Below are 25,953 nucleotides of genomic sequence, written 5' to 3' on the forward strand. Positions count from 1 at the left end.
TTATTTTTTCCTGAAGGTCCTAGCATTCCGGCGTCCCCCAAAGCGCAGGTGGCCGTATGAATGACAGGATCGTCATCCCCCGCAACCGCCTCACCGCTGCCCTGGTGATGGCATTGCTCGCACCCCTCGCCAGTCCCGCCCTCGCCCAGGAATCCGGGTCCCAGGACGGCGCACCCACCCAGCTGGACCAGGTGATCGTCACCGGCTCGCGCATCGCCCGCACCGGCTTCATCACCCCCGCCCCGGTGACCGCGGTCACCGCCGAGGAAATCCGCGGCACCGGCGCCACCAACATCGGCGACCTGATGGCGCGGATGCCGGCGCTGTCGCCCACCTACACCCTGGGCAATTCCACCCGCTTCATCGGCACCGCGGGCCTCGGCCTGCTGGACCTGCGCGGCATGGGCACGTCCCGCACCCTGGTGCTGGTCAACGGCCGCCGCCACGTGGGTGCCAGCCCCGGCTCCACCGCGGTCGACGTCAACACCATCCCGGTGGAATGGATCGAGCGCGTGGAGGTGATGACCGGCGGCGTGTCGGGCGTGTACGGCGCCGATGCGGTGGCCGGCGTGGTCAACTTCATCCTCAAGAAGGACTTCGAGGGCATGGAGTTGCGCGGCCAGCACGGCATGGCCGACGAAGGCAGCTTCGACCGCTCCTTCGTCAGCTTCACCGCCGGCAAGAACTTCGCCGACGACCGCGGCAACGCGGCCTTCTCGCTCGAGTACAGCACCCAGGACCGCTTCGGCCGCGGCGACCGCGAGATCGGGCGGCGCTTCATGGTCTCGGTGCCCAACCCGGACTTCGACCCCAGCCAGCCGCCCAGCCAGCGCAACCCGCAGAACGTGTTCGCCAGGCCCGGCGGCAACCACTCAATCTCCTACGGCGGCGTGTTCACCATCGGCAGCTTCAACGTCAACAACCCGACCAACCGCTACCTGTTCAACCCGGACGGCACGTTCCGCCGCGCCCGCTACGACGGCGTGGTGGTCAGCCCGACCTCATGCGTGGACTGCGATTTCGCCGACCTCAACGCGGTGGCCGACCTGGAGCCGGCGTTCGACCGCTTCAGCGCCAACTTCCAGCTGAACTTCGAGCTCAACGAGAACCACCGCATGTTCTTCGAGGGCAAGTACAGCAAGACCGAGTCGAACTTCTACGGCCAGCCGGCGTTCGACCAGCCGATCCGCATCCGCCGCGACAACGCCTTCATCTCGCCCGAGCTGGGCGCGCTGATGGACGCCAACGGCCTGACCCAGCTGCAGGTCACCCGCTTCAACGTCGACGCCGGCCGGCGCGGCGAGGACGTGGACCGCCAGACCGTGCGCGCGGTGTTCGGCTTCGAGGGCAACCTCGGCGAGGACTGGACCTACGAGGCATCGGTCAACTACGGCCAGTCCAAGATCGACCGCCGCAACCTCAACAACCGCATCAACGAGCGCTGGCACGCCGGCCTGGACGCGGTGCGCGACGAGAACGGCAACATCGTCTGCCGCGCCAGCATCGACGAGGACGCGGTCAACCCGCACACCGGCACGCGCTACTCCAGCTTCGCCAGCAACGGCTGCATCCCGTTCAGCGTGTTCGGCGACGGCGCGGTGGCGCGCACGCCCGAGGCGATCGCCTGGTTCAACACCACCTCGCTCAATTCCTCGACCCTGGAGCAGAACGTGGTGGCGGCCTCGGTGGCCAACAGCCGGCTGTTCTCGCTGCCGGCCGGCGACGTGGGCTTCGCCGCGGGCGTGGAGTACCGCAAGGAGAAGAGCCAGGAGAACACCGACCCGCTGGCCGCGCTGGGCCTGACCTTCCTCAACGCCATCCCCAGCCGCGGCGGCGAGTACGACGTCACCGAGGTGTTCGCCGAGACCACCATCCCGCTGCTGGCCGACCTGCCCGGCATCTACAACATGTCCCTGGACCTGGCGGCGCGCCACTCCGACTACAGCAGCATCGGCGAGACCCTGGCCTGGAACATCGGCCTGAACTGGGAAATCATCGACACCCTGCGCTTCCGCGGCACCTTGGCGCGGGCGGTGCGCGCGCCGAGCATCGGCGAGCTGTACAACCCGCAGTCGGAGAACTTCGCGACCATCAACGACCCCTGCAACTACCAGCCCACCAACCCCAACCGCCCGGATACCGCCGAGGACCGCGCCCTGCGCGTGGCCAATTGCAGCGCGCTGGGCATCCCGGAAGGCTGGATCGACACCTTCAGTGCCAGCCGGCCGGGCGTGAGCGGCGGCAACCCGGACCTGGAGGAAGAGCGCGCCCGCAGCTGGACCCTGGGCCTGGTATGGCAGCCGGACTTCATCAACGGGCTGGGCGTGTCGGTGGACTACTGGAACATCACCCTCAAGGACGCGATCGGCGCGGTCAACGCGCAGACCCTGGCCACCCGCTGCGTCGACTCGCCCGGCGGCATCGGCAACCAGTTCTGCGCCATGATCACCCGCGCCCCGGTGGGCGGCTACGTCGACCCGCAGGGCCGCGACTTCCCGGCCTACTCGATCACCCGCTGGGTGGCGCTGAACGAGAACCTGGCCAAGTCGCGCCGGGTCGGCGTGGACCTGGAGATCGACTACCGCTACAACCTGTTCGGCGCCAGCGCGGTCTCGCGCTTCGTCGGCACCCGCCTGCTGCAGTCGCGGGAGTGGCAGTTCCAGGACTTCCCGGACGAGTTCGACGAGAACGTCACCTACTACACCGACCCGCGCTGGCGCGCCACGCTGGACAACAGCTTCGAGTTCGGCAACTGGAGCGCCAGCTGGAACATGAAGTACGTCGACGGCAACCTGCGGGTCCAGCCCAAGAGCTACAACGCCAACCCGGGCTCGGCCAGGCCGATCATGAATGGCTCGTACACCTACCACAACCTCCGGCTGGGCTACACCTTCCCGGAGAGCGAGCTGAACGTGTACCTCGGCATCGACAACGCCTCGGACAAGGACCCGCCGCTGAACTACTTCGGCGCCGACATCGGCAGCGCCAACTACGACAGCATCGGCCGGTTCTTCTACATGGGCGCGACCTACCGCTTCTGAGCGCCGCCGCGCACGGGCCCGGCCCCGCCGGGCCCGTGCGCCGGGGCGCCGGCAGCCGCCCGGCGGGCCCGGAGCGCCCGCCATGCGATAATCGGCGGTCCCTTTCCCCACCGACCGCCATGTCCCGCTCCGTCCTCGTCACCAACGCCCTGCCCTACGCCAACGGCCCGCTGCACCTGGGCCACCTGGTCGGCTACATCCAGGCCGACATCTGGGTCCGGGCGCGGCGCATGCGCGGGGACGCGGTGTACTACGTCTGCGCCGACGACACCCACGGCACCCCGATCATGCTGGCGGCGGAGAAGGCCGGGGTCACCCCGGAGGCCTTCATCGCCCGGATCAAGGCCGAGCACGAGCGCGACTTCGACGCCTTCGGCGTGGCCTTCGACTGGTACCACTCCACCCATTCGGAGGAGAACCGCGAGTTGACCGGGCGTTTCTACGCCGCCCTGGAGGCGCGCGGCAGCATCGAGCGCCGCTCGATCGAGCAGCTGTACGACCCGGTCAAGCAGATGTTCCTGCCCGACCGCTACGTCAAGGGCACCTGCCCGCGCTGCAAGTCCCCGGACCAGTACGGCGACAACTGCGAGGTCTGCGGCGCCACCTACGGCCCCACCGACCTGATCGACCCGCGCTCGGCCGTGTCCGGCGCCACCCCGGAGCTGCGTGCCTCCGAGCACTTCTTCTTCCGCCTGGGCCAGTACACCGAGGTGTTGCGCGAGTGGCTGGCCGGCGACGTGGCCCTGCCCGGGGTCAAGGCCAAGCTGGCCGAGTGGATCGACGGTGAAGGCGGCCTGCGCGACTGGGACATCTCCCGCGACGCACCCTACTTCGGCTTCGAGATCCCCGGCCACCCCGGCAAGTACTTCTACGTGTGGCTGGACGCGCCGATCGGCTACTTCTCCAGCCTGCTGGCCCTGGCCCGCAGCGGCAAGGCCGGCGGCTTCGACGAGGCGGCCATGGAGCGGCTGCTGCAGCCGGGCGACCACGCCGAGCTGCACCACTTCATCGGCAAGGACATCGTCAACTTCCACGGCCTGTTCTGGCCGGCGGTGCTGCACGGCAACGGCCTGCGCAAGCCCGACCGCCTGCACGTCAACGGCTACCTGACCGTGGACGGGGCCAAGATGTCCAAGTCGCGCGGCACCTTCATCATGGCCCGCACCTACCTGGACGTGGGCCTGGACCCGGACGCGCTGCGCTACTACTTCGCGGCCAAGTCCTCCGGCGGCGTGGACGACCTGGACCTCAACCTGTCCGACTTCGTCGCCCGCGTGAACAGCGACCTGGTCGGCAAGTTCGTCAACATCGCAAGCCGCTGCGCCAAGCTGCTGGACGTGCACTTCGGCAACCAGCTGCCCGCGCCCGGCGCGGACGCCGGCACCAGCGAGGGCTGGGCGCAGGACGCCGCGCAGCTGCTGGCCCAGGTGCGCGAGGCGCTGGCCGGCGCGCCGGAGCTGTACCAGCACGACAACTTCGCCGCCGTGGCCCGCAACGCCATGGCCGCGGCCGACCTGGCCAACGAGTACATCGCGCGCACCGCGCCGTGGGCGCTGGCCAAGGACCCGGCACGCCGCGCCGACCTGCACCTGGTGCTGGGCACCGCGCTGCAGGCCTTCGCCGACATCGCCGGCGTGCTCAAGCCGATCGTGCCGGCCACCATCGCCCGGGTCGAGGCCTGGCTGGGCACGGAGCTGGCGCTGGACCGCCGCACCGAGCTGGCCGGCCGCACCCTGGCCGCCTACACCCCCCTGTTCACCCGTATCGACCCCAAGCTGATCGACGCCATGACCGAAGCCTCCAAGGACACCCTCGCCGCCGCTCCCGCCGCCCCCGCCCAGCCGGAAAAGAAGGCCGAGGCGAAGAAGGACGCCGCGCCGGCGGCCAGCGCGCCGCAGTACATCGGCATCGAGGACTTCGCCAAGCTCGACCTGCGCATCGGCAAGGTGCTGGAGTGCGGCTTCGTGGAAGGCTCGGACAAGCTGCTGCGCTTCCTGCTGGACGCCGGCGAGCTGGGCCAGCGCCAGATCTTCTCCGGCATCCGCGCCAGCTACGGCGAACCGGAGAAGCTGGTCGGCCGCAACGTCGTGTTCATCGCCAACCTGGCCCCGCGCAAGATGCGCTTCGGCATCAGCGAGGGCATGATCCTGTCGGCCGGCTTCGACGGCGGTGCGCTGGCCCTGCTGGACGCCGACGAAGGCGCCCAGGCCGGCATGCCGGTGCGCTGATCCGCACTGCGGCCTGCGCCGCCCGGTGGCGCAGGCCCATCCGCGGGCGCGGCAACGGCGGCACCCGCAACGGCGGCCCGCGCCGCCCCATGCAAGGGACGCGAGGGAGGCCGATGGAACTGGCCCTGGTCGACTTCGACCACACCGTCACCACCTGCGATACCTACGGCCGCTTCCTGCGCCGCCTGGCCACACCAGGGCAGCTGGCACGGGCGCGCTGGACCATCGGCCCCTGGGTGGCCGGCTACCGGCTGGGCCTGGTGTCGGCCTCGGCGCTGCGCGTGCGGGCCACCCGCAAGGCATTCGCCGGGCGCGACGCTGCCTGGGTCCGCGCCGCCGGCGCCGACTACGCCGAGCGCGAACTGCCGGGCCTGCTGCGGCCGGAGATGATGCAACGCATCGCCGCGCACCGCGCCCGCGGGCATACCGTGGTGATCGTCTCCGGCTCGCTCGACGCCTACCTGGCGCCGTGGTGCCGACGGCACGGGCTGGAGCTGGTCTGCAACCGCCTGGAAAGCGTCGATGGCCGCCTGACCGGCCGCTACGCCGGCGGCGACCGCGGCGCGCACAAGGCAGCCGACATCCGCGCCCGCTACGACCTGTCGCGCTACGCGCGCATCCACGCCTACGGCGACAGCCGCGAGGACCAGGCGATGCTGGCGCTGGCGCACGAACGCTGGTGGCGCGGCCGGCGCATCGCCTGAGGCGCCGGATCAGTCGGCCGGCACAGGCTCGAAGAACACCGGCACGAAGCGCCCGTGTTCGAACACGAAGTAGTGGCGGCCATGGCCAGGGCCGTCCCCGAGCCGGCCGCTGACCACCAGCAGGCGGCTGTCGGCGCGGTAGTCCAGCATCTCGCCCTCGCCCGCCCAGCAGCAGGCCGCGCCCGGCAACTGCACCAGCCGCCCGCTGCCGCGGTCGGCGGCCAGCAGCCGCAGGCAGTCGGTGCCGCAACCCCATTGCACCAGCACCTGGTCGCCGGCGAAGTCCGGCGCGCCGGCCAGGGCCTCGCGCAGCACCGGTTCCAGTTCGCGCAGCTCCGGCGCCTGGATGTCCGGCGCCACCGGCGCCGTGTAGGCCTGCACCGCCACCGCGTGCGCCGCGTGGGCCGGCGGCTGTGCGGCCAGCGGCGCGGCCGCCAGCAGCGCCGCCACCGGCCAGATCCGTTTCCAGGACATCGGTTGCCCTCCTCTCGTGCACGCAGCATGCGGCGCCGCGGCGCGTGTGTACAGGCGGCGCAGCGGCGATAATGGCCGGCCCGCCGCATCGCCCGCGCATGTCCGCTCCGCTTCCGCCCCTGGTCGAACGCCTCGACCGCCTGCTGCCGCAGACCCAGTGCGGCCAGTGCGGCTATCCCGGCTGCCGCCCGTACGCCGAGGCCATGGCCACCGGCCAGGCCGGACCGGACCATTGCCCGCCCGGCGGCGACGAGGGCGCGCGTGCGCTGGCGCGGGTGCTGGGCGTGCCGCCCGTGCCCTACGACCGCAGCCGCGGCCAGTGCAAGCCGCCGGCGGTGGCGGTGGCGGTGGTGGTGGAGGCGGACTGCATCGGTTGCACCAAGTGCATCCAGGCCTGCCCGGTGGACGCCATCATCGGCGGCCCGAAGCTGATGCACGTGGTGCTGGATCCACTGTGCACCGGCTGCGAGCTGTGCGTGCCCGCCTGCCCGGTGGACTGCATCGTGATGGAGCCGGCGCCGGCCGCCTGAGGCCGGCGCGGAACGCTAGCGGCCGGCGCAGGCGCGGCACACGCGCTCGACCCGGTACCCCTGCGCGCGCAGGCGCTCGACCAGGCCGTCGCTGCCCAGCAAGTGCAGCGCGCCGACCACCACCAGCACGTCGCCCTGGCCCCGCTCCAGGCGTTGCCGGATCTGCGGCAGCCAGGCCTCGTTGCGGGCCACGTTGATGTGCCGGTACAGCTCCGGGTACTGGCGCCGCAGGTCCTCGCCCAGCAGCCGCCACAGGCCCTCGGCATCGCCGCGGCGCCAGGTGCGGTACATGGTCTCGATGGCCTCGTCCCCGGCCTCGGCCTGCGCCAGGGACTGGTCCAGCATCTGCACCTGGGTGGCCAGCGGCATCCCGGCCAGCACCGCGATCTGGTCGGCCGCCCGCTCCAGCCCGGACGCCGGCTTGCCGGCACTGGCGGCGGCCTGCATCAGCTGCCGGTCCAGGCCCAGCGCCGGGTCGAAGCCCATCCGCTGCAGCTGCCCGATCGCCAGGGTGAGCCCCAGGAACCACGGCTCGACCCCGGACAGCTGCGCCAGCGGCAGGCCGGTGGCGGCGGCGTGCGCCTGCATCCGCGCCCACAGCGCCGGCCCCAGGTCGTCCTGCAGCGTGCCCGGGCGCTTGCGCAGCGCGGCCCGCAGCATGGCGGCCGCAAGCGTGGGCGAGGTCGCCTCGTCCGGCGCCAGTTCGAACACCAGTGCGTCGGCGGCGGCGAAGGCGTCCTCGACCTCGGCGGCCAGCACCTCGTCGCCGGGGCGCAGCATGTGGAACGAGCCCAGCAGGTACACGGAATTGTCCGCGTCGGAGACCTTCCACAGCAGCGGCACCGGCGGCGCGGCCAGCACCGGCAGCGTCAGCAGCAGCCCCAGCAGCAGTACCGCCAGGCGGGCGAAGCGACGGGACGGGCCGCAGGCGCGGGGAAACAGGGCGTGCATCGGCGCTCCCGGGGTCAGTGCACGTTCCCGGTGTAGTTCTTCTCGCCGGCGGTGATGGCCAGGTCCAGGCGGTTCTCCGGCGGTGGCAGCGGGCAGGTCGCAAACAGGGTGAACGCGCACGGCGGGTTGTAGGCGCGGTTGAAGTCCAGCACCACCTTGCCGTCCTCGCCCGGCCAGTCGGCGTCGAGGAAGCGTCCGGCCGGATAGCTGCCGTGGCCGCTGGTGCGGTCGGCCAGCACGAAGAACAGGCCTTCCTCCGGCCCGCCCAGCGCCTCCAGGCGGAAGCTGCGGCCGTCGCGCTCGAACTCGACGTAGCCGGGATTGGGCGAGTCGTTGCGGGTGCCGACGATGTCGGCGATCGGCAGGGTCTTGCCCGGCGGATGCGGCACGAAGCGCGCCTCGATCCGCCAGGCCGGATCGGCCGGCCAGTACTGCAGCCCGGCAAAGCCCACCCGGGTGGGCGCGTCGGCGTGGCGCACGCGCAGGGCATGGCGGTTGCCGCGCTGGACCAGGGTCAGCCTGCCCTTGTCGCCGTCGAAGCCGATCACCGCCTTCTCCGGGTCATGGTCGCTGTAAAGCCGCACCTTGCCCCGCAGCGGCTCGCCGTTGAGGGTCAGCTCCACGCCCTGCTCCGGGGTGAACCAGTAGCGGCCGTCGTCGTCGCGGGTGACCAGGCCCATGCGCTCCGGGCCGAAGGCCAGGCGCATGTTGCTGGCGATGCGTTCGCCGCTGCCGATGTAGTGCGCCTTCAGCTCCAGCCAGTGCAGGCCGACCAGGCTGGTCCAGCCGTCCGGCCGCAGCAGCTCCTGCTCGCGCTCCCGGCGCCAGGCCTCCTGCCCGGCCTGGAACACCGCCGCGGCGGCCGCGCGCTCGGCCTCGGCGGAGATATCGTCGCTGCCCGCCTCGCCGCCGCAGCCGGCCAGCGCCGCCAGCAGCGCCGCCATCCCCATGGCGCGCAGGGCCCTCATCTTCCCCTCAGGAACCATCGATCGATTTCCCCCAGCGTGAATCGCGCCCAGGTCGGGCGCCCGTGGTTGCACTGCCCGGAGCGCTCGGTGGCTTCCATGTCGCGCAGCAGGGCGTTCATTTCCGGAATGGTCAGGCGCCGGTTGGCGCGCACCGCGCCATGGCAAGCCATGGTCGAAAGCAGCTCGTCGCGCGCGGCGGCCACGCGGCGGGTGGCACCGTGCTCGCGCAGGTCGGCCAGGACGTCGCGCAGCAGCGCTTCCGGATCGGCATGCGCAAGCAGCGCCGGCACGCTGCGCACGGCCAGGGTCTGCGGGCCGCTGCGGGTGACCTCGAAGCCCAGCTCGGCCAGGGTCTGCGCCTCGCACTCGGCGACGTCGGCGTCGCGCTCGCCCACCGCCAGCGACAGCGGCACCAGCAGTGGCTGCGCGCGCAGGCCCATGCCGTCGTGCGCGGCCTTCAGGCGCTCGTAGCCGATGCGTTCGTGGGCGGCATGCATGTCCACCACCACCAGGCCGTCGGCGTTCTCGGCCAGGATGTAGATGCCGTGCAGCTGCGCGATCGCGTAGCCCAGCGGCGGGATCTCGCCGCTGCCCTCGGGCAGGGCCTGGTCCTGGCGTGGCAGCGGCGGCGCGGCCGGCGTGGCCCCGTCCGCCTGTCCGTACAGCGCCGCGTACGCGCCCACCGCCTCGTCCACGCGCAGGCCCAGCGGCTGTGGCGCCGGCGTCCACGGCACGAACGGGCGGGCACCGCCATCGCTCACGGCCGGTGCGGCAGCGGGCGCGGCGCCGCCCCAGGCCGCGGCCGGCTGGCCGGCGGGCATGGCGGCGGCGACGCCGGCCTCCATGCCGGCGCGGGTCTGCGCCAGCGCCTCCTGCAGGGTGCGGAACACGAAGTCGTGGATCAGGCGGGCGTCGCGGAAGCGCACCTCGTGCTTGGCCGGGTGCACGTTGACGTCCACCCGGGTCGGATCCAGCTCCAGGAACAGCACGTAGGCCGGCTGGCGGCCGTGGTAGAGCACGTCCTGGTAGGCCAGCTTCACCGCGTGGGCGACGTTGCGGTCGCGCACCGCGCGGCCGTTGACGTACAGGTACTGCTGGTCGGCGCTGGCACGCGAATAGTGCGGCTGCGCGATCCAGCCGTGCAGGCGCAGGCCGGCGCCGCTGTGGTCGATGCGCAGCGCGCTGCGCGCGAAGTCGTCGCCGAGGGTCTCGCCCAGGCGCGCGGCCGCGTCCAGGTCGCCGGCGCGGTAGCGGCGCGAGGGCTTGCCGTTGTGGCTCACCCGCAGCTCCACGTCCGGGCGCGCCAGCGCCAGCGAGCGCAGCCATTCCTCGATGTGGCCCAGCTCGGTGCGCTCGGCGCGCAGGAACTTGCGCCGCGCCGGCACGTTGTAGAACAGGTCGCGCACTTCCACCGTGGTGCCCGGCGCGTGCGCCTTGGGCACCACCTCGCCGATCTGGCCGCCGTCCACGTGCAGCGCCGCGCCGTGCTCGGCGTCGCGGGTGCGCGAGGCGAGCATGAAGCGGCTGACCGAGGCGATCGAGGGCAGGGCCTCGCCGCGGAAGCCGAGGGTGGCCACCGCTTCCAGGTCGTCGAGCGAGGCGATCTTGCTGGTGGCGTGGCGGCTGACCGCCAGCGGCAGTTCCCCGGGCGGGATGCCACCGCCGTCGTCGCGGATCCGGATCAGGCGGATGCCACCCTCCTCCAGGTCGATGTCCACGCGCGTGGCGCCGGCGTCGAGGGCGTTCTCGACCAGTTCCTTGACCACCGAGGCCGGGCGTTCGACCACCTCGCCGGCGGCAATCTGGTTGATCAGGGTGTCGGGAAGCTGTCGGATCGGCACGGCATCACGGCGGCGCGCAGGCCGTCAGGAGGATCAGGCGTGATGATAGCCGCCGCGCCGCCGGCGCGCCGGCCCGCGCTTGGATCAGGGCGTGCCGCCCGCGCCGCCGGCCGCGGCCAGGTCGGCCTCGGCGCGCATCGCGAACAGCGTGCCCGGCGGCGGCTGCCGGCTGAAATAGGTGGTGATGCCTTCCAGCACCGCGCCGGCGACCTTGCGCTGGAACGCCGGGTCGGTGAGGCGCTTCTCCTCGTCCGGATTGGAGATGAAGGCCGTCTCCACCAGCATCGCCGGCATGTCCGAGGTGCGCAGCACGGCGAAGTTGGCGCGCTCGATGTTGGGCTTGTGGTTGTTGCCCACGCGCTTGAGGCCGCCGAGCACGTGCAGGGCCGCGTCCTCGGAGGCGCGCATGTGCCCGCTCTGGGCCAGGTCCAGCAGCACGTTGGCCAGCACCGCCTCGGTCTGCTGCAGGCGCACGCCGCCGACCAGGTCGGCGGCGTTTTCCTTGTCCGCCAGCCAGCGCGCGCGCTGCGAGGAAGCGCCCTTGGTCGACAGCACGTAGACCGAGGAGCCGCGCGCGTTGCGGTTCTCGGCCGCGTCGGCGTGGATCGAGATGAAGATGTCGGCCTTGGCCGCGCGCGCGCGCTGGGCGCGCATCGGCAGCGGGATGAACACGTCGCTGTCGCGCACCAGGAAGGACTTCAGGCCCGGGGTGGCATCGATCTGGCGCGCCAGCTCGCGCGCCATGGCCAGGGTCACGTCCTTCTCGCGCTTGCCGGTGGGGCCGATCGCGCCCGGGTCCTGGCCGCCGTGGCCGGCGTCGATGGCCACGATCAGCGGACGCGCGGCGGCGGCATTGACCGCCGGGCGCACCGGCGCGGGCGCCGGGGTGGCGGCCGGCGGCGGGGCATTGTCGGTAGCGGGCGTGGCCGGCGTGGTGGTCGCAGGCGCCGGGGTGCCGGCCAGCGCACCGGCGCGGCCCTCGAGGATGGCCTGCGGCGAGACCGCCGCCGGTGCCGGCTGCGCCGGCTGCGGCACCGGCTCGCTGGCGCGGCCGGCCTGCACCACCTGCGCGGTCAGCAGCGCGGTGGCACGCGCGGCCTCGGCGCGCGCGGCCGCATCGCTGGCCGGCGCGGGCGTGTCGCCGGAACCGGAAGCGGTGGCGGCTGGAGCCGCGGCGACCGTGGCCGGCCCCGGCCCGGATGGGCTGGCAGCGGTAGCCGGGGTCACCGGACCGTCGCCGGGCCATTCGATCACCAGGCGCGCGCCTTCCGGCGTGGGCTCGGCGCGCACCGGCAGGCTGGCCACCGGCGCGGCCAGTTCGAACACGATGCGGTAGGTGCCGGGCACCGGCTGCCCGGTGCGCACGTTGGTCACCAGGCCGGCAGGGGCCGGCAGCTTCAGGCCCGCGGCGGCGTGCGATTCGGGCAGGTCCAGCACCAGCCGGTGCGGCCCGCTGAGGCTCAGGGTCTTGAACTGCCCGGCGCCGTGCAGCTGCACCTCGGCGCGGGTTCCGGTGGGCCCCTGCTGCAGGCTCAGGCCCTTCACCTCGCCGGCCAGGGCATCGCCCACGCAGCCGATCACGGCGAGCACGAGGCCCGCCGCCAGCACGCCAAACCGGGCGAGGAGGTGGCACATGGGCCGGATTCAATCACCAGCCGGCGTGCATTGCAAGTGAAAATCCTTTAAGAATCCGCCACCTGGGGGATCTTTTTGCGATCACCCGGCAGGAACGCCCTGCAACCGCCCGTTCAGGTCGAGGGCTGACAGCCAGGCCTGGCCCGCCGCGGAGCGGGCTTCCAGGCGGGCGCGGCGCCCGGCTCCGGCGACCGCCAGGTGCACTTCCAGGTCCGGCGCCGGCAGCGCGCCCTGGCCGCGCTCGGGCCACTCCACCAGCCACAGCGTGGCCTCGTCGCCGTCCAGGCCGAGGAAGTCCAGCTCGCCGGCATCGGCGATGCGGTAAAGGTCCAGGTGCCAGGCCTCGCCGCCGGGCACCGGGTAGCGCTCGACCAGGGTGTAGGTGGGACTGCGCACCGGCCCCTGCACCCCCAGCGCGCGCAGCAGCGCGCGTGCCAGGCTGGACTTGCCGGCGCCCAGGTCGCCGTGCAGGTGGACCACGGCCGGCTGCGGCCGGCTCGCGGCCAGGGCGCGGCCCAGTTCGTCGGTGGCCTCGGGACCGGGAAGCTCGATCAGCATCGGGAAACTGCCTGCAAAGAAGGGGGATTGGCCAGCCGCCGCAGCCACGGCAGCAGGTCCGAGGGCAACAGGCCACGCTGGCCGCCGTCGGCTGCCGCGGCGTCACCGGCGGCACTGTGCAGCAGGGCGCCGGCACAGGCGGCCTGGAACGCGTCCAGCCCCTGGGCGCGCATGGCGGCGATGGTGCCGGTCAGCAGGTCACCCATGCCGCCGGTGGCCATGCCGGGATTGCCGGCGTCGAGCACGCAGGGCAGTTCGCCCGGCGCGGCGATGATGCTCCCGGCGCCCTTGAGCACCACCACGCAGCCGTAGCGCTGCGCCAGCGCGGCCGCGGCGACGTAGCGGTCCGCCTGCACCGCGGCGGTGCTGCTGCCCAGCAGGCGCGCGGCCTCGCCCGGATGCGGGGTGAGGATCGCGTCGCCCAGTGGCATGGGCGCTTCGGCCAGCAGGTTCAGGGCATCGGCATCGAGCACGTGCGGCAGGTCGCTCTCCAGCACCTTGCGGAACAGCGCACCGCCCCACCACGAGCTGCGCCCCAGGCCCGGTCCGCAGGCGACGACGCTGGCGCGCGCCAGCAGCGGCGCCAGCGCCTCGGCATCCTCGACCGCGTGCACCATCGCTTCCGGGCGCCGCGCCAGCAGCGCCGGCACGTGCGCCTCGCGCGTGGCCACGCTGGCCAGGCCGGCACCGCTGCGCAGCGAGGCTTCCACCGCCAGCAGCACCGCGCCGCCGCTGCCGTGGTCGCCGCCCACGCACAGCACGTGGCCGGCGCGGCCCTTGTGGCTGTCGCGCGGCCGCGGCGGCAGCCATTGCGCCAGCGCGGATGCATCCAGCAGGCGCGCGCATGGCGGCGCCACCGCCGCGTACGCCGCGGCGTCCACCTGCAGGGTGTCCAGCAGCAGTTCGCCGGTGTGGTCCAGGGCCATGCCGGTGCGCAGGCCGCTGTGTTCGACGATGAACTGCAGGGTGCAGTCGGCGCGCAGGGCGACGCCCGGCGCGCTGCCGCGGTCGGCGTCGATGCCTGAAGGGACGTCGAGCGCGAATACCGGCGCCTGCGCCGCGTCCAGCGCCGCGACCAGAGCGGCCACTGGTTCGCGCGGCGCCGCCTCCAGGCCGATGCCCAGCAGCGCGTCGACCAGCAGCTCGGCATCGTCCAGCGCGCAGGGGAAGTGTTCCAGGGTGCCGCCGATGCTGGCGTAATCGGCCGCGGCACGTTGCGCCAGCGGCGTGCGCGGCTGCACGCCGGCCGGCAGCACCACGCGCACGTCCAGGCCGGCCTGCAAGGCCAGCCGCGCCAGCACGTAGCCGTCGCCTCCGTTGTTGCCACTGCCGCAGGCCACCACGATCCGGCGCGCATGCGGCCAGCGTTCGCGCAGCACCCGCCAGGCAGCTTCGCCGGCGCGTGTCATCAGCACGTAGCCGTCGCCGCCGAGCGCGGCGGTCGCCTCCTGGTCGATCCGGCGGGCGGCGCGGCTGTCGAACAGCAGGGTGGCGGAGGCAGGCATGGCGCAATTCTAAGCCGCGGGCGCCGGGGCCGGCGTTGCGGCGGCTCCTATAATCGGCGCATGTCCCCCACCCCGCCCGCAAGCCCGGCCCAGCCCGCGGCGATCGACCTCGTCGCTGCCGCACGGCGGGTGCGCGAGCTGGCGCGCGAGCACGGCTTCCAGCGCTGCGGCATCAGCGGCGTGGACCTGGCCGAGGACGAGGCCCACCTGCGCGACTGGCTGGCCCAGGGCCTGTACGGAACCATGGACTGGATGGCGCGCCATGGCACCGCGCGCAGCCGTCCGCGTGAACTGGTGCCGGGAACGGTGCGGGTGGTCTCGGTGGGCCTGGACTACGGCCAGGACGGGGACCAGGCCTGGGCCACGCTGGCCGATGGCCGCCGCGCCTACGTGGCCCGCTACGCCCTGGGCCGCGACTACCACAAGCTGATGCGCAACCGGCTGCAGAAGCTGGCCGAACGCTTGCAACGGGAATTCGGCGCCTTCGGCTACCGCGTGTTCGTGGACTCGGCGCCGGTGCTGGAGCGCGCACTGGGGCGCAACGCCGGGCTAGGCTGGATCGGCAAGCACACCTGCCTGATCGACAAGGACGGCGGCTCCTGGTTCTTCCTCGGCGAGATTTACCTGGACCTGCCGCTGCCGGTGGATCCGCCGGCCAGCGCGCATTGCGGCACCTGCAGCCGCTGCATCCCCGCCTGCCCGACCGGGGCGATCACCGCGCCCTACCGGCTGGATGCGCGGCGTTGCATCTCCTACCTGACCATCGAGCACGACGGCCCGATCCCGGAGGAGCTGCGCCCTGCGATCGGCAACCGCATCTTCGGCTGCGACGACTGCCAGCTGGTGTGTCCCTGGAACAAGTTCGCGCGGCGCACCGACGAGCCGGACTTCCGCGCCCGCAACAACCTCGACCAGGCCACCCTCGCCGAGCTGTTCGCCTGGGAAGAGGAGGAGTTCCTGCGCCGCACCGAGGGCAGCGCGATCCGCCGCAGCGGCCACGAGCGCTGGCTGCGCAACATCGCCGTGGCCCTGGGCAACGCTCCGACCACGCCGGAAGTCGTCGCCGCGCTGGAATCGCGCCGCGAGCACCCTTCGCAGCTGGTACGGGAGCATGTGGCCTGGGCGCTGGAGCGGCATCGAGGGGCGTGATTGGTGATTGGTGATTTGGGGGCGCTGCCGGGCGCCGCGACGGCTCGCCCTGGGCTGGCCGCCCGGAGCGCCTCCGGCACCACGCACGCTGCCGCGCTATCCTGTCCCGCCGAGCCGTACGCGCCGATGTCCGAGCAGAACCCCGTCCTCACCCCCGCCCAGCTCAACACGCTGGCGCGCGACCTGCTGGAGAGTGCCTTCCCGCTGGTCTGGGTCGAGGGCGAGCTGGGCAACGTCACCCGTCCGGCCTCCGGGCACCTGTACTTCAACCTCAAGGACGCGCGCGCCCAGGTGCGCTGCGCCATGTTCCGGCCCAAGAGCCAGTGGCTGAAGTTCGTGCCGCGCGAGGGCATGAAGGTGCTGGCCCGCGGCCGGCTCACCCTGTACGAGGCACGCGGCGACTACCAGCTGGTGCTGGACCACCTGGAGGAAGCCGGCGAAGGCGCCCTGCGCCGCGCCTACGAGGCGTTGAAGGCGAAGCTGGAGGCCGAGGGCCTGTTCGACCCCGCACGCAAGCGCCCCCTGCCGCGCTGGGTGCGGCGCCTGGCCGTGATCACCTCGCCCACCGGCGCGGCGGTGCGCGACGTGCTGAGCGTGCTCGGCCGCCGCTGCCCGCTGCTGGACGTGGAAATCCTCCCCAGCCTGGTCCAGGGCGAGACCGCCGCGGCGCAGATCACCTCGCTGCTGCAGCGCGCCGGCGCCAGCGGCCGCTACGACGCGATCCTGCTGGCCCGCGGCGGCGGCTCGCTGGAAGACCTGTGGGCGTTCAACGACGACCAGCTGGCCCGGGCCATCGCCGCCTCGCCGGTGCCGGTGGTGTCGGCGGTGGGCCACGAGACCGACTTCACCCTGGCCGACTTCGCCGCCGACGTGCGCGCGCCCACGCCCTCGGTCGCGGCCGAGCTGCTGGTGCCGGACCGCCAGGACCTGCTGGCGCGCCTGCGCACCCTGCACGGGCGCCTGCGCGCCACCCAGGAACACCGCCTGCGCCAGGCCATGCAACGCCTGGACCGCGCCGCGCTGCGCCTGCAGGCGCAATCGCCGCGCAACCGCCTGCACCTGCTGCGCCAGCGCCAGGAAGCCCTGCGCCGGCGCCTGGACAGCTGCTGGCAGGGCGGCATGCAGCAACGCCACGCGCGCCTGCGCCATGCCGGCGCCGTGCTGCGCGCGCACCACCCGCAGCGGCGCCTGGCGCAGCTGCGCGAACGCCTGCTGCGCCTGCAGTCGCGCCCGCAGGCCGCGATCGCCCGGATCCTGCAGCGCGATGCGCTCAAGCTGCGCGCCCTGGCGCGCTCGCTGGAAGCGTGCAGCCCGCTGGCCACGGTGGCGCGCGGCTATTCGATCGTCACCCGCGGCGACGATGGCGCCCTGGTGCACTCGGTCGCCCAGGTCGCGCCGGGCGACCGCGTGCAGGCCCGCCTGCGCGACGGCACCGTGGCGCTGACGGTCGGGTCGGTCACACCGGATCCGCCGTCACGGCCGTGAGCGGGCGCATCCGCGCGGCGTCTGTCACCAGGCCGTCATCCGGCGGTAATCGCCCCGGCATCGACCGCAGGCAGGCTGGAAGCGCAACCGGAGACGGCCCATGCGCTACGCCCTCGTCACCGAAACCTGGCCACCTGAGGTCAACGGGGTCGCACTGACCGTGCAGTCACTGGCCTTTGGCCTGCGCGGGCGCGGCCATGCGGTCGAGGTCGCCCGTCCGCGCCAGCCCGGTGCTGGCCCGGACGAAGGCCTGGAAACCCTGCTCCTCCCCGGCGCGGCGCTGCCGCATTACCCCGGCCTGCGCATCGGACTGCCCGCATCCGGCGCGCTGCACCGGCAGTGGCGCCGCACGCGACCGGACACGGTGTACATCGCCACGGAAGGCCCGCTGGGGTGGTCGGCACTCCGCACCGCCAGGCGCCTCGGCATTCCGGTCGCCAGTGGCTTCCATACCCGCTTCGACCACTACATGCGCGACTACGGCCTGGCCTGGCTGCAGCCGGGGGCATTGCGCCTGATGCGCCGTTTCCACAATCGCGCCGACGCCACCCTGGTGCCGACCATGGAGCTGGAGCAGGCGCTGCGCACGCAGGGTTTCTCGCGCGTGGTGCGGCTGGCGCGGGCGGTGGACACCACGCAGTTCACGCCGTTCCGTCGCGACACGCACCTGCGCCGCGACTGGGGCGCCGATGCCGCCACGCCGGTGGTGGTGTACGTGGGGCGGATCGCAGCGGAGAAGAACCTGGACCTGGCAGTCCGGGCGTTCCGCGCCCTGCAGCGGCAGCGCGCGGATGCGCGCTTCGTGTGGATCGGCGACGGCCCCCTGCGCGAGGCGCTGGCGCGCGGGAATCCCGACTTCGTGTTCTGCGGGATGCAGCGCGGGGAGGCATTGGCGCGGCACTTCGCCAGCGGCGACCTGTTCCTGTTCCCCAGCCTCAGCGAGACCTTCGGCAACGTCGTCCTCGAAGCGATGGCCAGCGGCGTGCCGACCGTGGCCTTCGACACCGGCGCCGCCCGCGAACGCCTGCATACCGGCGTACACGGGCTGCTGGCGCATGACGACGCCGGCTTCATCGCCGCCGCCGTCGCCCTGGCGGGCGATGCCACCCTGCGCCGCGAGATGGGCGTGGCGGCGCGCACCGCGGTGCTGGGGCTGCGCCCGGAACAGGTCGCGGCCGACTTCGATGCCCTACTGGCGACGCTGGCCCGCCGTGGAGCCCTCGATGCACCTCTCGCCGCCTGATCCGCTCCCCGCCGAGCTGCCGGCGCGCGCCGGCCCCGGTGCACGCCTGCATGCACGCGAGCAGCGCTGGTGCCTGCTGGCCAACCGCATGTGCATGCGCAGGTCGGTGCGCGGCTATTTCGCCTGCGTCAGCCGCCTGGGCGACGGCTTCGCCTGGTACGCGCTGATCGCCTCACTGGCGGTGCTGGGCGGCGAGGGCGGCCGCCTGACGGCCCTGCACATGGCTGCCGTGGGCCTGGCCTCGCTGGCGTTGTACCGTGGCCTCAAGCGATGGACCAGGCGACCGCGCCCGTTTGCCGCCGACCTGCGCATCCGCGCATGGGTCGCGCCGCTGGACGAGTTCAGCTTCCCCTCCGGGCACACCCTGCACGCCGTGGCCTTCAGCGTGGTGGCCCTGGCCCATTATCCGGTGCTGGCGCCGCTGCTGCTGCCGTTCAGCGCATCGGTCGCGGCCTCGCGGGTGGTGCTGGGGCTGCATTATCCCAGCGACGTCCTGGCCGCCATCGCCATGGGCCTTGCGCTGGGCGGCGGTTCGCTCTGGCTGGCGGGCGTTGCCTAGCCGGACGCGCCAGGCAGCGCATCGAAGCCTTCCACCCGCGCGCGCACGATTGCCGGTGCGAGCTGCGCCGGCCAGTCGCGGTCGTTGGCGACCTGGGCGGTGAGGCGCGTGTCTTCCAGCCGCGCGAAGTCGAGCTCGGCGATCGCCCATTCCTGGCCGGCACCGGCGCTGGCCAGGATGCCGTCGGCCGGGAAGCCCACGTCCATCGGCGCGTAGATCGCCGCGTCGCCGGTGTTCGTATCCAGCGCCGGGCTCCAGGGCGCGTCGCCGGCGGTGACGGCCTGGGCGACGAAGAAGCGGTTCTCCAGCGCGCGCGCCAGGCAGCCCACGCGCACCCGGGTGGCTCCGGCGGCGGTGTCGGTGCAGCTGGGCACCAGCAGCAGGCGCGCGCCGGCCTCGTACTGGGCGCGCACCGGCAGCGGGAACTCGCTGTCGTAGCAGATGCTGATGCCCGCGCGCACGCCGGCCACATCCACCACCTTCAGCGCCTCGCCGGGCACGATCACCCCGGTCCGCTTCTCGAAGCCGGTCAGCTGCAGCTTGTCCTGCCACTGGTGGCCGCCATCGGGCGCGAACAGGTCGGCGCGGTTGCGATGGCGGCCGGCGCCGATGTCCAGCAGGAAGCTGCCGGCGACGATGTACATGCCCAGCTCTCGGGCGAGGCCGGAAAACAGCGCCAGCCAGGCCTGGCGATGCTGCTGGATCGCCTGCAGCGAGGCGTGCAGGTCGGCGTAGACCTGCGGCCCGTGGATGGCCGCCAGCTCCAGCGACAGGTATTCCGGCAGCACCGCGACGCGCACGCCCTGCGCCGCGGCCTGTTCCAGCAAAGCGCGCTGGCGCGCGGCAAACGCCTCGAAATCCGCGGGCTTGCCGACTTCGTAGCGGCAGGCGGCGATCTTCATGGGTTCTCCTTCCAGTCGCGCGCCCAGAAGGTCAGCGCGTGTTCGATCTCGCCGCGACCGATCTCCTCCCACGCCAGGCGCACGGCCAGGCCCGGCAGGCGGCGGTAGCCGCGGCCGCTCCAGAACGCGTCGTTGGGGCGGTACCCCGGCGGCCGCCGCGGGTCGTCCGGCTCGCGGTCCACGGCGCAGAACGCGGTCCAGCGGAAGCGGCCGAGGCCGCGCGCATGCGCCTCGCGCGCGTCGAAGAAGGCGTGGCCCACGCCCAGTCCGCGGTACTCCGGCAACAGCACCGACTCGCCGAAATAGAACACGTCCGCGGCCGGCAGGCCGGCCTGCTGCAGCGGCGCGGCGAAGGCCTCGGCATCGTCCAGCAGCGGCAGCCCGGTGGAGGCGCCGACCACGCGGTCGCCGTCCAGGGCCAGCACCAGCACGCTTTCGCGCGAGGCGACGTAGGGTTGCAGGTACTGGCGCTCGTAGTCGCTGGAACTGTCGCCGTCGTACAGGTACGGCCAGTCGCGGAACACGGCCACCCGCAGGCGGGCGACCTCGTCGAGCCAGGGTTCGATGTCGGCACCGTGGACGGTGCGGATCCGGGGCTTGGATGGCATGCGCGGATTCTACGCGCCTGCGCGCGGCGCCTTCAGTCGGCGCCGCGCCCCAGGCGCTGCAGCTGCGCGGCCATTTCCCACGAGGCCAGCGGCCGCGGCCCGAGGTGGTGGGCGAGCACCGCGCGCAGCGGCAGGCGCAGGCTTGCCAGGTCCTCCGGACCCGGCTGCACGTCGGCGGCCAGCGCCAGCAGCGCGGCGCCGGTGGCGGCGGCGTTGCGCTCGCCGTGGCCGCGGTCGCTGAGCAACCTTCGCGGGCCGTGTTCCGGATCGAGCCGGTAGCGCGCGGCCGGGTCCAGCGGCTGGCCGTCGCCGTCCACGTCCAGCTCGAAACCCACGCCGAGGGCGCCGAGCAGGTCGCGCTCGAAGCGGCGCAGGGTCCAGGCCAGGGAGCCGGCGTCGGCCAGCGCGGCGCGGGTGCGGGCGTAGGCCCCGAACAGTTCCGGCAGCGGATCCTGGCGCGGCGCCAGGCGAAGCACCAGCTCATTGAGGTAGAACGCGGCCAGCTGCACCTGCCCGCCCAGCCGCGGCGCGGCGTCCAGGGCCTCGGCGCCGCGCAGCTGGGCCAGTTCGCCGGCCAGCACCGCGTCGTAGCGGATGTGCTGCAGCGGCTGCAGCGCGGCGCGCAGCACCTGCCGCTTCGGCGAGTTCACCCCGCGCGCGACCAGCCCCAGGCGGCCGTGGGCGGCGCTGAGGACCTCGACCAGCAGGCTGGTCTCGCGCCACGGGCGGGCATGCAGGACGAAGGCGCTGTCGCCCTCGATGCGCATGTCAGTCCCCGCCGGCCATGCGCGGCTTACTCCTGGCCGTAGCCGAAGGCCTTCAACGCGGCCTCGTCGTCGGACCAGCCCTCGCGCACGCGCACCCAGGTCTCCAGGAACACCTTGCGCCCGAACAGCCGCTCCATCTGCTGCCGCGCCTTGCTGCCGATCTCGCGCAGGCGCGCGCCGCCCTTGCCAATCACGATCGGCTTCTGGCCCTCGCGCTCGACCCAGATCACCGCGCCGATGCGCAGCAGCGCGCCATCCTCGGCGAAGCGCTCGATCTCCACGGTGGTGGCGTACGGCAGCTCGTCGCCGAGCTGGCGCATCAGCTGCTCGCGCACCAGTTCGCCGGCCAGGAAGCGCTGGCTGCGGTCGGTGATCTCGTCCTCGTCGTAAACCGGCGGTGCCTCCGGCAGCTGCGCCAGGATGTCGGCGACCAGGTCGTCCAGGCCCTTGCGCTTGAGCGCGGAGATCGGATGCACGGCCGCGAAATCCCGGTCCTTCGCCACCTCGGCCAGGAACGGCAGCAGGGTGGTCTTGTCCTTGAGCCGGTCGACCTTGTTGACCACCAGCACCACCGGCACGCCGGCGTCGTGGAGCACGTTGAACGCCAGCGTGTCCTCCTCGTCCCAGCGCCCGGCCTCGACCACCAGCACCGCCGCGTCCACGTCCTCCACCGCGCCGCGCGCGGTGCGGTTCATCACCCGGCTCATCGCCGAGGCCTTGAACCGGCCCTGCTCGCGGTGCAGCCCGGGGGTGTCGACCAGCAGCATCTGCCCGCCCGGCACCGTGGCGATGCCCAGCAGGCGGTGGCGCGTGGTCTGCGGGCGGTTGGAGACGATGCTGACCTTGGCCCCGACCAGGGCGTTGACCAGGGTGGACTTGCCGACGTTCGGGCGGCCGACGACGGCGACGCTGCCGCAGCGGTGGGGGGCTTCGTTGTTTCCGGGATTCACTTGTCGGACCGTCTATGGCTGCCGGAGCGGGGGCTCCAGCCGTTCCAGCACCGCCGCGGCCGCGGCCTGTTCGGCCAGGCGCCGCGAGGTGCCCTGCCCTTCGGCGCTGGCCGGAGGCTCGCTCAGGGTACACCGGGCGAGGAACACCTTGGCGTGTTCCTCGCCGCTTTCGGAGACCAGCTCGTAGGCCGGCAGCGGCTTCTGCCGCGCCTGCAGCCATTCCTGCAGGCGGGTCTTGGCGTCCTTTTCCGGCTTGCCGACCGGCAGCGCCGCCAGCGCCTGTTCGAACCAGGGCAGCACGACCGCGCGGCAGGCCTCGTAGCCGGCGTCCAGGTAGATCGCGGCGACCACGGCCTCGACCGCGTCGGCCAGGATCGAATCGCGGCGGAAGCCGCCGGACTTCAGCTCGCCCGGCCCCAGGGTCAGGCGCTCGCCCAGCTCCAGCTGGCGGGCGATCACCGCCAGCGAGGCCTCGCGCACCAGCTCGGCGCGGGCCCGGGTCAGCACGCCCTCGTCGGCCTTGGGCCAGCGCTGGTACAGGGCCTCGGCGGCAATCAGGTTGACCACCGCGTCGCCGAGGAATTCCAGCCGCTCGTTGTGCGGCGAACCGGCGCTGCGGTGGGTCAGCGCCTGCTGCAGCAGCGACGGATCGGCGAACGCATGGCCGATCCGGTCGCGCACCAGCTTGCGGTCATTCCTCGCCACTACCGCGCCGCGTAAGGGCCTGGCGGGTATCGAAGTTGCCCACCACGTCCAGGTTGTAGATCAGGGGCCGGCGCACCTCGTAGGTGACGCGCATCACCCAGCCGCCGTTGGCGCGCTCGAACTTCACGTTCTGCGGCTTCACGTTCTCGGAATAGTTGATGTACAGGCGGCGGAAGAACAGCTCCTGGATCCGCTGCGGGCTCATGTCGGCCACGCCCGGCTCGTTGGACAGGCCCTTCATCGCCGACCGCACCGCATAGTACTCCTGGTACATCGGGAACAGCTTCATGCCGACGTAGGCGGCGAACCCCAGCACCGCCAGCACCATCAGGAACCCGACCAGGCTCAGACCGCCTTGCTTGCGCTTCATTGCCATTCCCCCAACCGGCGCCTTGCGCCTTACTTGATCCTCGTCCCGATCCGTCCCGGATCGAAACTCCCCGTACAGAACCAGCCCTCGCAGTTCAGCCAGATCAGGAACGCCTTGCCGCGGAGGTTCTCCTCCGGCAGGAACGACGTCTGGGTCCAGAACCGGCTGTCCTCGCTATTATCACGATTGTCGCCCATCACGAAATAGTGGCCTTCCGGCACGGTCCACTCGCCCTGGCCAGCGGGCGCGGCGCGGTCGATCCACTCCAGCACGCGGTGGTCGCGCCCGGGCAGGTGCTCGGTCAGCAGGGTCGCGCCGTCCATCTCCGCGCCGCGGCCCTTGCCCACGTACTGGCCGATCGGGGTGTAGCGCACCGCCTCGCCGTTGATGTACAGGGTGTCGCCGTGGAAGGCGATGCGGTCGCCCGGCAGGCCGACCACGCGCTTGATCCAGTTCTGGTCCGGGTCGTGCGGCGGCTTGAACACCACCACGTCGCCGCGTTCCGGCTCGCCCAGCGGCACGAACTTGCGGTTGGTCACCGGCAGGCGCAGGCCGTAGGAGAACTTGTTGACCAGGATGAAATCGCCGATCAGCAGGTTCGGCATCATCGAGCTGGACGGGATCTTGTACGGCTCGGCGACGAAGCTGCGCAGGACCAGCACCGCGGCCAGCACCGGGAAGAACGCGCGCGAGTAGTCCACCACCGCCGGCTCCTCGTCCAGCAGGCCGGCGCGGGCGGCGCGGCGCCGGGCGAAGAACAGGCGGTCCAGCAGCCACACCAGGCCGGTGGCGAAGGTCAGGACCACCAGGCCGATCTCAAACCATTTCATGCTCGTTCCTTGGCGAGGGAAACCGGGACCGCGGCGCGCGGGAGCGGCGCTCGGGGCATCACTTGCTGTCCACCTGCAGCACGGCCAGGAAGGCCTCCTGCGGGATCTCCACGCGGCCGACCTGCTTCATGCGCTTCTTGCCTTCCTTCTGCTTCTCCAGCAGCTTCTTCTTGCGGGTGATGTCGCCGCCGTAGCACTTGGCCAGCACGTTCTTGCGCAGCGCCTTGACCGTGGTGCGGGCGATGATCTGCGAGCCGATGGCGGCCTGGATCGCCACGTCGAACTGCTGGCGCGGGATCAGGTCCTTCATCTTCTCGCACAGCTCGCGGCCACGGCGGTCGGCGTGGGTGCGGTGGACGATGATCGACAGCGCATCCACCCGGTCGCCGTTGATCAGGGTGTCCACGCGCACGAACGGACCGGCGTCGAAGCGCAGGAAGTGGTAGTCCAGCGAGGCGTAGCCGCGGCTGACCGACTTGAGCTTGTCGAAGAAGTCCAGCACCACCTCGGCCATCGGCAGTTCGTAGCTGATCTGCACCTGGCTGGCCATGTAGGTGATGCCGATCTGCACGCCGCGCTTTTCCTCGCACAGCTTGATGACGTTGCCGATGTACTCCTCGGGGGTGAGGATGTTGGCGCGGATGATCGGCTCGCGGACCTCCTGGATCAGGTTGGCCTGTGGCAGCTTGGCCGGGTTGTCCAGCGGCACCACCGTGCCGTCGGTCTTCAGCACCTCGTACACCACGGTCGGCGCGGTGGTGATCAGGTCCAGGTCGTACTCGCGCTCCAGGCGCTCCTGCACGATCTCCATGTGCAGCATGCCGAGGAAGCCGCAGCGGAAGCCGAAGCCCATCGCCTCCGAGCTCTCCGGCTCGAAGCGCAGCGCGGCGTCGTTCAGGCGCAGCTTCTCCAGCGCCTCGCGCAGGTCCGGGTAGTCCTCGGCGTTGACCGGGAACAGGCCGGCGAACACGCGCGGCTGCATCTCCTGGAAGCCCGGCAGCGGCGCCGGGGCCGGGTCGGCCGCCAGGGTCAGGGTGTCGCCCACCGGGGCGCCGTGTACGTCCTTGATCGAGGCGGTGATCCAGCCCACCTCGCCGGCCTTGAGCACCGGCAGTTCCTTGCGCTTGGGGGTGAACACGCCGACCTTGTCCACCTCGTGGGTACGGCCGGTGGACATCACCAGGATCTTGCTCCTGGGCCGGATCTCGCCCTGCATCACCCGCACCAGCGAGACCACGCCCAGGTAGTTGTCGAACCAGGAGTCGATGATCAGCGCCTGCAGCTTGTCGGTGTCGCGCGGCTTCGGCGGCGGGATGCGGTGGACGATGGCCTCCAGCACCTGGTCCACGTTCAGGCCGGTCTTGGCGCTGACCGCGACCGCCTCGGAGGCATCGATGCCGATCACCGCCTCGATCTCGGCCTTGGCGCGCTCGATGTCGGCGGTCGGCAGGTCGATCTTGTTGAGGACCGGCACCACCTCCAGGCCCTGCTCCACCGCGGTGTAGCAGTTGGCCACCGACTGCGCCTCCACGCCCTGGGCGGCGTCGACCACCAGCAGCGCGCCTTCGCAGGCGGCCAGCGAGCGGCTGACTTCGTAGGAGAAGTCGACGTGGCCCGGGGTATCGATGAAGTTCAGGTAGTAGGTGTTCCCGTCCTTGGCCTTGTACGGCAGGGACACGGACTGCGCCTTGATGGTGATGCCGCGCTCGCGCTCGATCGGGTTGGAATCGAGCACCTGGGCTTCCATCTCGCGCGCTTCCAGGCCGCCGCACAGCTGGATGATGCGGTCGGCGAGGGTCGACTTGCCGTGGTCGACGTGGGCAATGATGGAGAAGTTGCGGATGAACCGCATGGAATCTGCAGACATGAGGGGCGGCGGTCTCGGCCGTCGTCGGGTAGCGGCGGATTATCGCACGCCGCGGGGGCATCCACGGATGTCCCCGCCGCCCC

23 protein-coding genes are annotated in these 25,953 nt (G+C 72.3%); 8 read left to right on the forward strand and 15 right to left on the reverse strand.

Annotation, left to right across the window (positions count from 1 at the left end; genetic code table 11):
• Positions 1-56: 56 nt before the first annotated feature.
• The 3 genes from PSEJ31_RS0104540 (at position 57) to PSEJ31_RS0104550 (ending at position 5,973) form a co-directional block, all read left to right on the forward strand.
• A complete protein-coding gene (locus tag PSEJ31_RS0104540) occupies positions 57-3,041 on the forward strand; it encodes a TonB-dependent receptor (RefSeq protein WP_028914780.1) in 2,985 nt (994 codons plus the stop codon).
• 119 nt (positions 3,042-3,160) lie between these two features.
• Positions 3,161-5,269 carry a methionine--tRNA ligase gene (gene metG / locus PSEJ31_RS0104545; RefSeq protein ID WP_028914781.1) on the forward strand — a complete coding sequence of 703 codons (2,109 nt, stop codon included), beginning with the start codon at positions 3,161-3,163 and terminating at the stop codon, positions 5,267-5,269.
• A 113-nt stretch (positions 5,270-5,382) separates the two neighbouring features.
• A complete protein-coding gene (locus tag PSEJ31_RS0104550) occupies positions 5,383-5,973 on the forward strand; it encodes an HAD family hydrolase (protein WP_028914782.1) in 591 nt (196 codons plus the stop codon).
• Between the two features lie 9 nt (positions 5,974-5,982).
• Here PSEJ31_RS0104550 and PSEJ31_RS0104555 read toward each other — a convergent pair whose 3' ends face one another.
• Complete coding sequence (locus PSEJ31_RS0104555) at positions 5,983-6,447, reverse strand: hypothetical protein (RefSeq protein WP_028914783.1); 465 nt, start codon at positions 6,445-6,447, stop codon at positions 5,983-5,985.
• Between the two features lie 98 nt (positions 6,448-6,545).
• Here PSEJ31_RS0104555 and rnfB point away from each other — a divergent pair, with 98 nt between their 5' ends.
• A complete protein-coding gene (gene rnfB / locus PSEJ31_RS15660; RefSeq protein WP_051403647.1) occupies positions 6,546-6,977 on the forward strand; it encodes an Rnf electron transport complex subunit RnfB in 432 nt (143 codons plus the stop codon).
• Between the two features lie 15 nt (positions 6,978-6,992).
• Here the strand turns inward: rnfB and PSEJ31_RS15665 are convergent, their stop codons facing one another.
• The 6 genes from PSEJ31_RS15665 to PSEJ31_RS0104590 form a co-directional block, all read right to left on the reverse strand.
• Positions 6,993-7,928, reverse strand: a complete 936-nt coding sequence (locus PSEJ31_RS15665) for a TraB/GumN family protein (protein ID WP_037034480.1) — start codon at positions 7,926-7,928, stop codon at positions 6,993-6,995.
• Positions 7,929-7,942: 14 nt separating this feature from the next.
• Positions 7,943-8,896 carry a DUF1684 domain-containing protein gene (locus PSEJ31_RS0104570; protein ID WP_051403648.1) on the reverse strand — a complete coding sequence of 318 codons (954 nt, stop codon included), beginning with the start codon at positions 8,894-8,896 and terminating at the stop codon, positions 7,943-7,945.
• Positions 8,893-10,737: a DNA mismatch repair endonuclease MutL gene (gene mutL, locus PSEJ31_RS0104575; protein ID WP_019399887.1), complete on the reverse strand. Its 1,845-nt coding sequence runs from the start codon at positions 10,735-10,737 to the stop codon at positions 8,893-8,895. Before mutL ends, PSEJ31_RS0104570 begins: the two co-directional genes overlap by 4 nt.
• Positions 10,738-10,821: 84 nt before the next feature.
• Positions 10,822-12,372: an N-acetylmuramoyl-L-alanine amidase gene (locus PSEJ31_RS0104580; RefSeq protein ID WP_156924925.1), complete on the reverse strand. Its 1,551-nt coding sequence runs from the start codon at positions 12,370-12,372 to the stop codon at positions 10,822-10,824.
• Positions 12,373-12,453: 81 nt separating this feature from the next.
• The gene (gene tsaE / locus PSEJ31_RS0104585) at positions 12,454-12,930 is read right to left on the reverse strand and encodes a tRNA (adenosine(37)-N6)-threonylcarbamoyltransferase complex ATPase subunit type 1 TsaE (RefSeq protein ID WP_019399675.1); all 477 of its coding nucleotides are present in this window, start codon (positions 12,928-12,930) and stop codon (positions 12,454-12,456) included.
• Positions 12,924-14,435, reverse strand: a complete 1,512-nt coding sequence (locus tag PSEJ31_RS0104590; RefSeq protein WP_028914786.1) for a bifunctional ADP-dependent NAD(P)H-hydrate dehydratase/NAD(P)H-hydrate epimerase — start codon at positions 14,433-14,435, stop codon at positions 12,924-12,926. Before PSEJ31_RS0104590 ends, tsaE begins: the two co-directional genes overlap by 7 nt.
• A 60-nt stretch (positions 14,436-14,495) precedes the next feature.
• Here PSEJ31_RS0104590 and queG point away from each other — a divergent pair, with 60 nt between their 5' ends.
• The 4 genes from queG to PSEJ31_RS0104610 all read left to right on the forward strand — a co-directional run bounded on the left by queG (position 14,496) and on the right by PSEJ31_RS0104610 (position 18,871).
• Entirely contained in the window at positions 14,496-15,584 is a 1,089-nt protein-coding gene (queG, locus tag PSEJ31_RS0104595; protein WP_028914787.1) for a tRNA epoxyqueuosine(34) reductase QueG, read from the forward strand.
• Between the two features lie 126 nt (positions 15,585-15,710).
• Positions 15,711-17,069, forward strand: coding sequence for an exodeoxyribonuclease VII large subunit (gene xseA / locus PSEJ31_RS0104600; RefSeq protein WP_028914788.1), 1,359 nt, complete (start codon positions 15,711-15,713; stop codon positions 17,067-17,069).
• 100 nt (positions 17,070-17,169) lie between these two features.
• Positions 17,170-18,312: a glycosyltransferase family 1 protein gene (locus PSEJ31_RS0104605; protein ID WP_028914789.1), complete on the forward strand. Its 1,143-nt coding sequence runs from the start codon at positions 17,170-17,172 to the stop codon at positions 18,310-18,312.
• Between the two features lie 88 nt (positions 18,313-18,400).
• Positions 18,401-18,871, forward strand: a complete 471-nt coding sequence (locus tag PSEJ31_RS0104610) for a phosphatase PAP2 family protein (protein ID WP_232210981.1) — start codon at positions 18,401-18,403, stop codon at positions 18,869-18,871.
• Here PSEJ31_RS0104610 and PSEJ31_RS0104615 read toward each other — a convergent pair.
• Genes PSEJ31_RS0104615 through lepA form a run of 8 tightly spaced genes read right to left on the reverse strand, consistent with a single transcriptional unit; the run spans position 18,868 to position 25,855 of the window.
• The gene (locus PSEJ31_RS0104615) at positions 18,868-19,773 is read right to left on the reverse strand and encodes a carbon-nitrogen hydrolase family protein (protein WP_028914791.1); all 906 of its coding nucleotides are present in this window, start codon (positions 19,771-19,773) and stop codon (positions 18,868-18,870) included. The two genes, PSEJ31_RS0104610 and PSEJ31_RS0104615, sit on opposite strands and share 4 nt — an antisense overlap.
• Positions 19,770-20,381, reverse strand: a complete 612-nt coding sequence (locus tag PSEJ31_RS0104620) for a GNAT family N-acetyltransferase (RefSeq protein WP_028914792.1) — start codon at positions 20,379-20,381, stop codon at positions 19,770-19,772. The genes PSEJ31_RS0104615 and PSEJ31_RS0104620 overlap by 4 nt, the downstream gene beginning before the upstream one ends.
• 32 nt (positions 20,382-20,413) lie before the next feature.
• The gene (gene recO, locus PSEJ31_RS0104625; RefSeq protein WP_028914793.1) at positions 20,414-21,148 is read right to left on the reverse strand and encodes a DNA repair protein RecO; all 735 of its coding nucleotides are present in this window, start codon (positions 21,146-21,148) and stop codon (positions 20,414-20,416) included.
• Between the two features lie 26 nt (positions 21,149-21,174).
• Complete coding sequence (gene era / locus PSEJ31_RS0104630; RefSeq protein ID WP_019399684.1) at positions 21,175-22,098, reverse strand: GTPase Era; 924 nt, start codon at positions 22,096-22,098, stop codon at positions 21,175-21,177.
• Positions 22,099-22,110: 12 nt separating this feature from the next.
• A complete protein-coding gene (gene rnc / locus PSEJ31_RS0104635; RefSeq protein ID WP_019399685.1) occupies positions 22,111-22,803 on the reverse strand; it encodes a ribonuclease III in 693 nt (230 codons plus the stop codon).
• Positions 22,790-23,173 (reverse strand): DUF4845 domain-containing protein, encoded by a 384-nt coding sequence (locus PSEJ31_RS0104640; RefSeq protein WP_019399686.1) that lies wholly within the window; start codon positions 23,171-23,173, stop codon positions 22,790-22,792. The genes rnc and PSEJ31_RS0104640 overlap by 14 nt, the downstream gene beginning before the upstream one ends.
• 29 nt (positions 23,174-23,202) lie before the next feature.
• Positions 23,203-24,003, reverse strand: coding sequence for a signal peptidase I (lepB, locus tag PSEJ31_RS0104645; protein WP_019399687.1), 801 nt, complete (start codon positions 24,001-24,003; stop codon positions 23,203-23,205).
• A 58-nt stretch (positions 24,004-24,061) separates the two neighbouring features.
• Positions 24,062-25,855 carry a translation elongation factor 4 gene (gene lepA, locus PSEJ31_RS0104650; RefSeq protein WP_019399688.1) on the reverse strand — a complete coding sequence of 598 codons (1,794 nt, stop codon included), beginning with the start codon at positions 25,853-25,855 and terminating at the stop codon, positions 24,062-24,064.
• Between the last annotated feature and the right edge of the window lie 98 nt (positions 25,856-25,953).

Origin of the sequence: Pseudoxanthomonas sp. J31 (assembly GCF_000510725.1) — a bacterium.
In the GTDB taxonomy this organism is placed as follows: domain Bacteria; phylum Pseudomonadota; class Gammaproteobacteria; order Xanthomonadales; family Xanthomonadaceae; genus Pseudoxanthomonas.